This window comes from Nocardia sp. JMUB6875, from assembly GCF_041154655.1.
Lineage (GTDB): Bacteria > Actinomycetota > Actinomycetes > Mycobacteriales > Mycobacteriaceae > Nocardia.
Genome location: NZ_BAAFGR010000208.1, coordinates 1 through 11,409, shown reverse-complemented (window position 1 = coordinate 11,409; position 11,409 = coordinate 1). Strand labels below are relative to the sequence as shown.

Genomic DNA, 11,409 nt, shown 5'->3' with positions numbered 1-11,409 from the left:
GGTGCGGGGGAGGCTGGGCGGTGGGGTCCCACCATCTGTCCCCTCCCCACGGCGACGTAGGTGGGTGGCGGGCCTGACCAACCCGCCCCACCTCGTCCCCGGTAGATAGCGAGCCACAGCGGCTTGCTGCATGGACCGGCGATGGGCGAATGAGGGACCTGCACTCCTGCTCGCCCATCGTCGAAAGTGACGGCCCACCCCGCGTTTCCAGTGCCCGGACGCGGTGGTGGGCCCGTCGCGATGCCGCGTGGGGACGCGGGTCAGCGGGCGGTGAAGCCGCCGTCGATGGCGAGGGCCGCGCCGGTGATGAAGCTCGCCTCCGGGCTGAGCAGGTAGGCGCAGAAGGCGGCGATCTCGTCTGGGCGGGCGATGCGGCCCAGGGGGTGCAGGGCCGCGATGGCGGCCTCGCCCTCGGGGGTCGCGCCCATGGAGTTGCGGAAGGCGGGGGTGTCGACCGCGCCGGAGACCAAGGCGTTCACGCGGATCGATCGATCGGCCGCCTCCAGGGCCACGGCCCGGGTCAGGCCCACGACACCGTGTTTGGCGGCGACGTACGGCGCGACCTGGCCCATGCCGACCACGCCCAGATTGGAGGCGTTGTTGAGGATCGCACCCCCGCCGCTCGCCGCCAGCGCCGGAACCTGGTGGCGCAGGCCGTAATAGACGGCGGTCAGGTTGAGCTCCAGATCGGCGCGCCAGCCGGACGCGTCGATGTCCTCCACATTGCCGAAGGCATTGACCGCGCCCGCATTGTTGAAAGCCGCGTCCAGCCGCCCGAATTCGGTGACGGCGGCACCGGTGAGGCGCTCCACATCGGCCTCGACGGTGACATCGGTGGGCACGAACAGCGCCCGGCCACCGGCCGCGCGGATCTCCTCCGCCATTCGGTCACCGGCCTCCTTGCCGCGTGCGCCGAGCACGACGGCCCCGCCCTCGGCGGCGATCCGCCGGGCCACGGCCGCGCCGACCCCCGAGGTGGCGCCGGTGATCAGAACGACCTTGCCTGCGAAGCGAGCATCCATGACTACATTCCCCTTGCGGTAGAGGCGATTTCGTTGACATGTCATATTCAACGCCGCGTGTGGACTGGCCGCTGGCGGAAAACGGCCGTCACGCTTGATGTGTCATGGAACTGGATTCAGGCTCGGACAACCTGGATTCAGGCCGGGGATACCAGGTCCGGCAGCTCGTCGAGACCGTCGATGACCGTGGCCCGCGCCGCATCCGGCAGCTCGGCGGTGAGATAGCCCCACGGCCCGCGCCGGATCAGCACCGGCATCATGCCCGCCGCCAGCACCGGCAGCACATCGTTGTCGACCCGGTCCCCGATGTAGCAGATCTCGCCGGGCTCGACCTCGGCCACCTCCGCCACCTTGGTGAAGAACTTGGGATCCGGCTTCTCCAGATCCCATTCGGCCGAGGTGTAGACCGCGTCGACCGGCAGCGCCATTCGCTCCAGCGCCGACTTCGCCTGCGGCGGTTGATTTCCGGCGATGATCACGGTGATCCCGCGCCGCCGCAGCTCGCCCAGCGCCCGCCGCACATCCGGGTAGAGGTCGTCGGCGTCGAAGTTGTTGCGCAGGCTGTCGGGCTCGTCGGCGGCCCAGGCGATCTGCTCGGCCTCGAGATCCAGGCCCGGCCGCACCAGTTCGAACGCGTCGGTGAGCGGCCGCCCGGTGGCCGCCATGCCGCCGATCACGCCCAGGAACGCGAAGCGCGGCACGCCGAGCCGGTCGGCCCAGCGGCACCAGATGCGCGTCTCGTCGATCAGCGTCTCGCCCACATCGAATACCGCAGCCTTGATCATTCGCCCAGCGTATCGGGCGGCGTTCCGGTCCCGGTTCAGTGCTGGGCGTTGAGGAAGCCGATGGCGGTCGCGCCCCACCAGCAGACCTGCGACACCAGTCCGGTGACCGCGCCCCAAGCCAGCAGGGGCGGGGTCAGCGGGGCGTCGCCGCGGGCGCACAGGCGGCGGTTCAGCGCGGAAGCCTGAATCCCGTTGAGGGTCAGCATCAGTACCAGTGCGAGCTTGGTGCGCGTCATGGTCGAGGCCAGATTCGGTTCCAGCACGCAGCCGCTGGCCACCAGCCCGGCCAGGCCCAGCCAGATCGGGACGTGCAACCGGCTCACCGCCGACAGCGTCTCGGTCAAGCTGAGACGTCCTGATGCCCACCGCAATACGAACGAATCGGCCATGAGCACGCCGCCGAATCCCATCACCAGCGAGGCGAGGTGCACGAACAGTCCGCCGGTGTGCACGGCCGGGCTGGCGGTGACGTGGGCGGCGATCCAGACGGCCGCGGCCAGTCCGCCGGTGGCCAGCAGGGCGTAGGCGGCCGCGACGGGCCAGGAATCGTGGGCGATTCCGGTCGTTCCGGTGCGGTACCGGAGGCCGCTGGTCTGGAGCATGTCGAGCCACTTCTATTAGGTAAGGGAATCCTAAATTACTAAGAAGAACGCCCCGGTGGCAAGTCGGACACGATCCCGCCACGGCCCACGGCCGGGCACACTGGTGTGAGTCGTGAACGCGGGAGGGGACACCTGATGGACGCCAGAATCCGGGGAACCGTCATGCCGGTGCTCGAGGTAGCGCTGGAACCCGGGGATCGGCTCATCGCCGAAGCGGGGCAGCTCTCCTGGATGACCGATTCCATCCGATTGAGCACCTCCACCCGCGCCGCGGCAGGCGGCGTGCTCGGTGCGGTCCGCCGGGCCATGGCCGGGGCCGGGCTCTTCATGACCGAATACACCGCCCACCGCGATCCGGGCATGGTCTCCTTCGCCGCCAAACTGCCCGGCCAGATCCTGCCCGTCCAGGTTTCCAAGGACCGCGAATACCTGGTGCACCGCCACGGATTCCTCTGCGCCGCAGGCGATGTGCGGATCGCCCTGAGCTTCCAGCGCCGCCTCGGCGCGGGCATCTTCGGCGGCGCGGGCTTCACCCTGCAGCGGCTCGCGGGCGACGGTTACGCCTGGGTCGAGCTCTCCGGCGAAGTTGTCCAATACGATCTGGCCCGCGGCGAAACCCTGCGCGTGCACCCCGGCCACATCGGAATGTTCGACGCCTCGGTCGATTTCGACATCACCATGATCCGGGGCGTCCGCAACCTCCTCTTCGGCGGCGACGGCCTCTTCCTGGCCGCTCTCACCGGTCCCGGCCGCGTGTGGCTGCAATCCCTCACCATCACCAACCTCGCCCACACACTCATCCCGTACCTGCCGTCCACCGAGCCTGGGACCCAAACCCGCTGAGCCGTATCCGCATCGACCGGCGCCGCGCCCGCCCGTCCCGCACCATTGAGACGGAGGTGGACTGTGGACTTCACGGACTTCGAGGTATTCGACATTCCGACGGCGGCGGGGATGATTCACGGGCGGACCGCGGGCAGTGGCCCGGCGGTGCTGCTGCTGCACGGGATTCCGGAGACGCACCTGATGTGGCATCGGGTCGCGCCGCAGCTGGCCGAGCGGTTCACCGTCGTCGCCACCGATCTGCGCGGGTACGGGCGCAGCGGGACGCCGCGCAGCACACCCGATCACGGGCCGTACAGCATGCGGGAGATCGCGGCGGAACAGGTGGAGGTGATGGCGACGCTCGGTCATCGGCGATTCGCGGTGATCGGGCACGACCGGGGAGCCCGGTGCGCGTATCGCATGGCGCTCGACTATCGCGGGATGATCACCCGGCTGGGGGTGCTGGACATCATCCCCACCGGTGAGGTGTTCCGCGCCGGGCTCGACGAGGGATTCTGGGTCTGGTCGTTCCTGGCCGCCCCGGAACCCGTTCCGGAGCGGTTGATTTCGGGCTCACCCCACGTGCTGGTCGACTACATGCTCGACAACTGGTCGAGCACGCCCGGGGCGTTCCCGCCCGATCTGCGATCCGCCTACCGGGCGCAGTTCCGCGATCCACGGACCGTCCACGCCATCTGCGAGGAGTACCGGGCCGCCGCCACCCTCGACCGCATACACGATGACCTCGACCGGGGTCGCCGCAAGATCGCGTGCCCGACCCTGGTGCTCTGGGGAGAATCCGGCGGAATCGCCGACGGCGCAACGGATCCGCTGCGAATCTGGCGTCAATGGTGTGACACGGTGACCGGGGAATCGCTGCCCTGCGGGCATTTCCTGCCGGAGGAGGCTCCGGAGCGCACGGCGGAGCTGCTCCTGGAATTCCTGACGTGAGCTCGGATCAGGCCGAAAGTTCCAGCGGCAGAGCGGCGGTGGCGTAGCGATCCAGGGCCACCTCCGCCAGCAGCGGGTGCGCGCCGATGGTGTCGGCATGCGGGATCTGGGGGAGGGCGTCGCGAAGACGATCGGTGAGCAGGCCCGGGGCCAGGAACCACGGGGCCACCAGGACGCGGTCCGCGCCACGGGCACGCAGCCGGGCGAAGGCCTTGAGCAGCGTGGGCTCGGTGGTGGCGAAGCAGATCTCGGTGTCCCAGCCCGTCAAGGCCGTGAGCAGGCGCGCCACATCGCCGGTGCGGGTATTGGCGGTCGCGGACGAAGAGCCCACGGCGGCAACGGCTATGCCCCAGCGGGGACCCCGCGCCCTGCCCTGCGGCAACACGACATCGGCCAAGGGCAAGGCTTCGGAGCTCTGGGCCATGGCCGCCACAATGCGATCGCGCAGCGCGATGATCAGATGCGGATCGGGACCGAGCACATCGGCCTGGGTCAGACGCAGCTGAGGATGGCGCGCCCGGGCCTCGTCGAGCAGCCCGGGCAGATCGACGCGCGCGTGAAAAGCACTGCCCAGCAACAGCGGAACCACAATGGCATGCGAATGCCCGTCGGCCGCAACCGCATCCACGACCTGATCCACCGATGGACTGCTCAGATCCAGGAACGCCAGCCGCACATCGAGATCCGGCCGCTGGGCCGCGATCTGCGCGACCACGGCCCGCATGGTCTCGGCCGAGCGCGGATCGCGGCTGCCATGCGCCACGGCGATCAGGGCGGGCGCGTGCTCGATCCGGAACGGACGGGCCGCTCCGCCCGGCAGGACGGCCGGAACTGCGCCGTTGCCGGGCGGATTCATCTCAGACCCCGACTTCGGCGGCGAACTCGGTCTCGGTGCCGACCTCGACCGCGGTCAGCGCGTCGCCGACCAGGCCCGCGGCCAGGGTGTTGCCGCCCGCCGAGTCGATCAGCAGGAACGAGCCGGTGTGGCGGTTGACGCTGTAGTCGTCGGCCACGATCGGGTCGGCCACGCGCACCGAGATGCGGCCGATGTCGTTGAGCGACAGCGACTCCGGGTTCGGATCGGCGGACAGGTGCTGCTCGTCGAAGCGCTCGATGAGCGCGCCCACGATGGCCTGGGTGGTGCGGGTGCCGTGCTTGAGCAGCAGGCGCGCGCCCGGGCGCAGCGGCTTGTCGCCGAGCCAGCAGACGGTGGCGTCGAACGAGTCGATCGGCTCGGGAGCATCCTTGGCGGCGGCGATCACGTCACCGCGGGAGACGTCCACATCGTCGGCCAGGATCAGCGTGACGCTGCGGCCCGGCTGCGCGGAGACCAGTTCACCGTTGGGGGTGTCGATGCGCTCGACGGTGGTGCGGGTGCCCGAGGGCAGCACCACGACCTCGTCGCCCTTCGAAACCACGCCCGCCGCAACCTGACCCGCGTAACCGCGGTAGTCCGGGTACTCGGCGGTGCGGGGACGGATCACGTACTGGACCGGGAAGCGCAGCCCGACCTCGTGGCGGCCGTGCGCGTCCGCGTCCACCGGCACCGACTCCAGGTGCTCGATGAGCGAGGGGCCGCTGTAGTACGGGGTGTTCTCCGACCGCGAGGCCACATTGTCGCCGTGCAGCGCGGAGACCGGGATCTCCTGCACGTCCTCGGCCGCCCAGCCGAGTTTCGTGGTCAGCTCGGCGAATTCGGACTTGATCTTCTCGAAGACGCCCGCCGGATCATCGACCAGGTCGATCTTGTTCACGGCCAGCACCAGCTTCGGCACGCCCAGCAGCGCCATGACGGCGGCGTGGCGGCGGGTCTGCTCGATGACGCCCTTGCGGGCATCCACCAGCAGGATCACCAGCTGCGCCGTCGACGCGCCCGACACCGTGTTCCGGGTGTACTGCACGTGGCCGGGGGTGTCGGCCAGCACGAAAGACCGCTTGGGCGTGGCGAAGTAGCGGTACGCCACGTCGATGGTGATGCCCTGCTCGCGCTCGGCGCGCAGGCCGTCGACGAGCAGCGACAGGTCCGGCGTGGACAGACCCTTGTCGACCGAAGCGCGCGTGACCGCGTCGATCTGGTCCGCCAGCACGGATTTCGTGTCGTACAGCAGTCGTCCGACCAGGGTGGACTTGCCGTCGTCGACCGATCCGGCGGTGGCCAGTCTCAATAGGTCGGACATCAGAAGTAACCCTCTCGCTTGCGGTCTTCCATGGCGGCCTCGGAGACGCGGTCGTCGCCTCGGGTCGCGCCACGTTCGGTGAGCCGGGACGCGGCGACCTCGGCGAGGATCGCGTCATTGTCGGCGGCGTCGGAAATGATTGCGCCGGTGGTGGATCCGTCGCCGACGGTGCGGTAGCGCACCGACTTGATCAGCAGCTCCTCGTCCTCGGCCGGGCCGCCCCAGGTGCCGGGGGTCATCCACATGCCGTCGCGCAGGTACACCGGGCGCTCGTGGGCGTAGTAGATGCTGGCCAGCTCGACATCCTCACGCGCGATGTAGCGCCAGATGTCCAGCTCGGTCCAGTTGGAGATGGGGAACACGCGCACGTGCTCGCCGGGGGCGTGGCGGCCGTTGTACAGGTTCCAGAGCTCCGGGCGCTGCCGCTTCGGGTCCCAGCGGCCGAACGCGTCACGCAGCGAGAAGATGCGCTCCTTGGCGCGCGAACGCTCCTCGTCGCGGCGGCCGCCGCCGAAGACCGCGTCGAAGCGGTTCTCGTTGATGGCGTCCAGCAGCGGCACGGTCTGCAGCGGGTTGCGGATGCCGTCCGGGCGCTCCTGCAGGCGACCGTCGGCGAGGTAGTCCTCCACCGACGCGACATGCAAACGCAGCCCGTACTTCTCGACCACCTTGTCGCGGAACTCGAGCACCTCGGGCAGGTTGTGCCCGGTGTCCACGTGCAGCAGCGCGAACGGCAGCGGCGCGGGCCAGAACGCCTTGATGGCCAGGTGCAGCAGGACGGTGGAGTCCTTGCCGCCGGAGAACAGGATCACCGGCCGCTCGAATTCGCCCGCCACCTCACGGAAGATGTGGATGGACTCGGATTCGAGCGCGGCCAAGGTGTCGAATTCAGTCTCGAGAGAGGTCATGACGCGTGCAACCCGCATTCGGTCTTGGCGAGCCCGGCCCAGCGGCCGGATCGCGGATCGGATCCCGGTTCCGGCTTCCGCGTGCACGGAGCGCAACCGATGGAGGGATAGCCCTCTTCCACAAGGGGATTGACGAGAATGCCATTGGCCTCGATGTAGGCGGCCATCTCGTCATCGGACCAGGCGGCGATCGGATTGATCTTCACCAGGCCGAAGCCCTCGTCGTAGGAGATGAGGGGTGCGTTGGCGCGAGTCGGCGCCTCCACTCGACGGATGCCGGTCACCCAGGCGTTGTATCCGACGAGGGACTTCTTCAGGGGGACCACCTTGCGCAGGCGGCAGCATTCGGCGGCGTCGCGGGCGAACAGATCCTTGCCCAGCAGCTGATCCTGTTCGGCGACACTGTGTTCCGGCGTCACGTTCACGATGTTCACGCCGTACACCAGCTCGACCGCGTCACGGGTGCCGATGGTCTCGGCGAAGTGGTAGCCGGTGTCGAGGAACAGCACGTCCACGCCCGGGCGGACCTGGGCGGCCAGCTGTACCAGCACCGCGTCCTGCATATTGGACGCCACAATGTAATTCGAGCCGAAGGTGTCGTCGGTCCACTGCAGCAGTTCCTGCGCGGTGGCGTTCGGGCCGAGCTCGGCATTACCCTTCTCGACCAGGGCGCGCAGCTCGGATTCCGCGAGTTTCGTTGTAGTCATTGCTGATTCCCCTAACTACCGCAGATCTGCTTCATCGGCACGAACAGCCCACTGCGCGAAACGCTCGCCCTCGTCACGGTTCTTGACGAAATTGCGCACGACGCGCTCGATGTAATCGCCGACCTCTTCGCCGGTCACCTTGTGCTGGCGCAACTTCCGGCCGAAGGCGGCATCGAAACCGAGGCTGCCTCCGAGGTGAACCTGGAAGCCCTCGATCTGATTCCCGTCACCGTCGTCGACCAGCTGGCCCTTGAAGCCGATGTCCGCGATCTGCGAACGGCCGCAGGAGTTCGGGCAGCCGTTGATATTGATGGTGATCGGCACATCCAGCTCGGCATTGATGTCGGCCAGCCGCTTCTCCAGCTCCGGCGCGAGCGCCTGGGACCGCTTGCGGGTCTCGGTGAACGACAGCTTGCAGAACTCGATGCCACTGCAGGCCAGCAGGTTTCGCCGCCAGTGCGACGGGCGGCCGTGCAGGCCCAGCGGTTCCAGCTCCTCGATCAGCTGCTCGACCTTGTCGTCGGGCACGTCGAGCACGATGAGCTTCTGGTACGGGGTGAAGCGCACCCGGTCGGAACCGGCCCGCTCGATGGCCTCGGCGGCCTTGGTCAGGATGGTGCCCGACACGCGACCGGCGATGGGGGAGAAGCCGATCGCGTTCAGCCCGTTGCGCAGCTTCTGCACGCCGATGTGGTCGATGGGGCGCTTCGGCTGCTCGGGGGCCGGGCCGTCGATCAGCTTGCGCTTCAGGTACTCGGTCTCGAGCACCTCGCGGAACTTCTCGATGCCCCAGTCCTTCACCAGGAACTTCAGGCGCGCCTTGGTGCGCAGGCGGCGGTAACCGTAATCGCGGAACAGCGAGACGACCGCCTCCCACACATCCGGCACCTCCTCGAGCGGCACCCACGCGCCGACGCGCTGGGCCAGCATCGGGTTGGTGGACAGGCCGCCGCCGACCCAAAGGTCAAGGCCCGGACCGTGTTCGGGGTGCACGACGCCGACGAAGGCGACGTCGTTGATCTCGTGCACCACGTCCTGCTGGCCGGAGATGGCGGTCTTGAACTTGCGCGGCAGGTTGGAGTACTCCTTCTTGCCGATGTAGCGCTTCACGATCTCGTCGATGGCCCAGGTGGGATCGATGATCTCGGTGAGCGATTCACCGGCCAGCGGGGAACCCAGCACCACGCGCGGGCAGTCGCCGCACGCCTCGGTGGTCTGCAGGCCGACCGATTCCAGCCGCCGCCAGATCTCCGGCACGTTCTCGATCTCGATCCAGTGGTACTGGATGTTCTCGCGGTCGGACAGGTCCGCGGTGTCGCGGCCGAACTCCGTCGAGATCTCGGCGAGGGTGCGCAGCTGCTTCAGGTTCAGGGCGCCGGCGTCGCAGCGCACCCGCATCATGAAGTAGCGGGCCTCGAGGATGTCGATGTTCTCGTCGCCGGTCCAGGTGCCGTCGTAACCCTGCTCGCGCTGGGTGTAGAGGCCCCACCAGCGCATGCGGCCGCGCAGATCGCTCTTGTCGATGGAGTCGAAACCCTGCTTCGAGTAGATGTTCTCGATGCGCGCGCGCACATTGAGCGGGTTGTCGTCCTTCTTGGACTGCTCGTTGGCATTGAGCGGCTCGCGGTAGCCGAGCGCCCACTGCCCCTCCGACTTTCGCTTGACCGGACGGGCCGTGCGCTCGCGCGGGGCGACGGGCGCTTCCGAGCGCGGACGGTCCGGACGCACACGTCGCTCCGAGGCGGGCTTTTCGGGCCGGGCGGAGTGAGCGTTATCGGAAGTGGCGTCGGTGCTCGACGTCATGGGGGTCGCTCCTGAAGGTCTTGCGGGCAGGCGGGAGGGGCTGGCTCACGCCTCCGATATCAGAGAACCGGCTCTTACAGCGTCAGAAGGACGCTGGATTCCGGGGAATGGGAGCCGATCTACCGGAGGCTTCCCGGCAGACAGCTCGCGCTGCAGACGCGCTTGAAGTCGACATGGCGACGCGCCACGAGTCGTACTCCAAGTCCAGTCATGAGGGTTATTGTGCCACGTCAGACGGGTCGATCCGACTGCCGGATCGAATTTTCCTCAGTTTTCCGGGAAATCCCCTGGATATATGTTTCGTTTTGTGACAGGTGTCATAGATCGATCAGGTTCTGATCATCGCGGTATCAATCGGGACTTGGCCGACTCGATTCGGGACAGTTCATCGGCGAGCTCGGGGGAGCGGAACCAGTCGGGGCGATCGATGAATCCCGCGGGGAGGTAGGGGGAGCGGACGGCGGTGCGATAGCCGAGGTCGCGGGCCCAGCAGGTGAGGGCCAGCAGGGGGAGGGAGAAGACGCCCTCGAGGTCGTGGCCCCAGGCGGCGGTGTCGAAGAAGGCGCGATGCAGGCGCAGGGCATGGGCGAGCTGGCGGTCGAAGCCCTCGGAGTCGCCGTCGGCCAGGCGGAGGAAGACGTCGATGGCGGGCCGCAGCAGCAGATCGGTGACCTGCTGCGCGCCCACTCGGCTGGTGGTGTCGAGGGCCCGGACGGACTCGTAGACGCTCTTGGGTCCGAATCGCCAGGCCCACTGGAGTAGTCGCACCCACTCGTACTGGAAGGTGTCGAATGCGCCCTCCCCGTACTCCCATAGCCGCTCGACCGGATACTCGACCAGCTCCCCCATGGCCTCGTAGTCCCGCGCGACCAGCGCCCACCAGAACGCCGCCCGCCACCCCGCCACCTTGTCGTGCCGATCGAACCCGTACTCGATCCCGTCCGCCCGGAACCGCCGCGTAATCGTCCGCTCCGCCGACCGCGCGAAAAACCACGTCCGCGCCCGCAACCCACCCGGATCCACCATCAGCATCCGAGCCAGCACGGCCCCATCCATGGACCGCGAGAAATTCGGCCCCTCCGCCCGCACCGGCACCCGCGTCCTGTTGACGACCGGCGCTACCGACCCTTCGTCCACTTCCCTGATCGACCTGACATCGATCTCATGCCGCGGCACCTCGATCACCGGATCCCCATCCGCTTCCGGAGCCTCCACCCGGCCCACCGAAATCCCTTGGAATGTACCCGGATTCGCCGTATCCCGCTGGTCGGGCGGGAGATCGGGCGCGGGCGGGTGAGTTGTGACGCGGGTAACCGGTCACACTGGTGGGGTGACCCCGACTGCTCCCGAACGGACCTCCGGCACTGCCGCGGCGGATGACGCCGGACTGCCGGTGCTGCGCGATTTCGGGGGTGGGGCGTTCGGGATCTATGTGCATGTGCCGTTCTGTGCGACGCGGTGCGGGTATTGCGACTTCAACACCTATACGGCGGGGGAGTTGGGGAGTTCGTCGTCGCCGGAGTCGTGGTTCGAGGCATTGCGGGGGGAGTTCGCCACTGCCGCAGCGCAATTCGATGCGTTGCCGTCGGCTACGCCTGCGGTGGAGACCGTGTTCGTGGGTGGGGGGAC

12 protein-coding genes and 1 pseudogene are annotated in these 11,409 nt (G+C 68.3%); 3 read left to right on the top strand and 10 right to left on the bottom strand.

Annotated features, from left to right (window positions below; all coding sequences use genetic code 11):
- Positions 1-260: 260 nt before the first annotated feature.
- The 3 genes from ACAM49_RS34740 to ACAM49_RS34730 form a co-directional block, all read right to left on the bottom strand.
- A complete protein-coding gene (locus ACAM49_RS34740) occupies positions 261-1,022 on the bottom strand; it encodes an SDR family NAD(P)-dependent oxidoreductase (protein ID WP_369639780.1) in 762 nt (253 codons plus the stop codon).
- A gap of 137 nt (positions 1,023-1,159) precedes the next feature.
- Complete coding sequence (locus ACAM49_RS34735; protein ID WP_369639779.1) at positions 1,160-1,807, bottom strand: HAD family hydrolase; 648 nt, start codon at positions 1,805-1,807, stop codon at positions 1,160-1,162.
- Between the two features lie 35 nt (positions 1,808-1,842).
- Positions 1,843-2,409 (bottom strand): hypothetical protein, encoded by a 567-nt coding sequence (locus ACAM49_RS34730; protein ID WP_369639778.1) that lies wholly within the window; start codon positions 2,407-2,409, stop codon positions 1,843-1,845.
- A gap of 135 nt (positions 2,410-2,544) precedes the next feature.
- Here ACAM49_RS34730 and ACAM49_RS34725 point away from each other — a divergent pair, with 135 nt between their 5' ends.
- Both ACAM49_RS34725 and ACAM49_RS34720 read left to right on the top strand, forming a co-directional pair.
- A complete protein-coding gene (locus ACAM49_RS34725; RefSeq protein WP_369639777.1) occupies positions 2,545-3,252 on the top strand; it encodes a TIGR00266 family protein in 708 nt (235 codons plus the stop codon).
- Between the two features lie 63 nt (positions 3,253-3,315).
- On the top strand, positions 3,316-4,185 hold the full coding sequence (locus ACAM49_RS34720; RefSeq protein WP_369639776.1) for an alpha/beta fold hydrolase: 870 nt from the start codon (positions 3,316-3,318) through the stop codon (positions 4,183-4,185).
- Positions 4,186-4,192: 7 nt separating this feature from the next.
- On the opposite strand, the gene ACAM49_RS34715 is transcribed toward ACAM49_RS34720, so the two are convergent.
- The 7 genes from ACAM49_RS34715 to ACAM49_RS34685 form a co-directional block, all read right to left on the bottom strand.
- Positions 4,193-5,041: a sirohydrochlorin chelatase gene (locus ACAM49_RS34715; RefSeq protein ID WP_369639775.1), complete on the bottom strand. Its 849-nt coding sequence runs from the start codon at positions 5,039-5,041 to the stop codon at positions 4,193-4,195.
- 1 nt (position 5,042) lies between these two features.
- Positions 5,043-6,362 (bottom strand): sulfate adenylyltransferase subunit 1, encoded by a 1,320-nt coding sequence (locus ACAM49_RS34710; protein WP_369639774.1) that lies wholly within the window; start codon positions 6,360-6,362, stop codon positions 5,043-5,045.
- Positions 6,362-7,288, bottom strand: coding sequence for a sulfate adenylyltransferase subunit CysD (gene cysD, locus ACAM49_RS34705; RefSeq protein ID WP_369639773.1), 927 nt, complete (start codon positions 7,286-7,288; stop codon positions 6,362-6,364). Before cysD ends, ACAM49_RS34710 begins: the two co-directional genes overlap by 1 nt.
- Positions 7,267-7,977 (bottom strand): phosphoadenylyl-sulfate reductase, encoded by a 711-nt coding sequence (locus ACAM49_RS34700; RefSeq protein WP_369639772.1) that lies wholly within the window; start codon positions 7,975-7,977, stop codon positions 7,267-7,269. The genes cysD and ACAM49_RS34700 overlap by 22 nt, the downstream gene beginning before the upstream one ends.
- Before the next feature lie 15 nt (positions 7,978-7,992).
- Complete coding sequence (locus ACAM49_RS34695; RefSeq protein ID WP_369639771.1) at positions 7,993-9,780, bottom strand: nitrite/sulfite reductase; 1,788 nt, start codon at positions 9,778-9,780, stop codon at positions 7,993-7,995.
- A 119-nt stretch (positions 9,781-9,899) separates the two neighbouring features.
- On the bottom strand, positions 9,900-9,992 hold the full coding sequence (locus ACAM49_RS34690; RefSeq protein ID WP_354835468.1) for an Ms4527A family Cys-rich leader peptide: 93 nt from the start codon (positions 9,990-9,992) through the stop codon (positions 9,900-9,902).
- Between the two features lie 127 nt (positions 9,993-10,119).
- The gene (locus tag ACAM49_RS34685; protein ID WP_369639770.1) at positions 10,120-11,004 is read right to left on the bottom strand and encodes an immunity 49 family protein; all 885 of its coding nucleotides are present in this window, start codon (positions 11,002-11,004) and stop codon (positions 10,120-10,122) included.
- A 169-nt stretch (positions 11,005-11,173) separates the two neighbouring features.
- On the opposite strand from ACAM49_RS34685, the pseudogene ACAM49_RS34680 reads away from it, so the two are divergent.
- Positions 11,174-11,409, top strand: a pseudogene (locus ACAM49_RS34680) (coproporphyrinogen III oxidase); the annotation flags it as partial.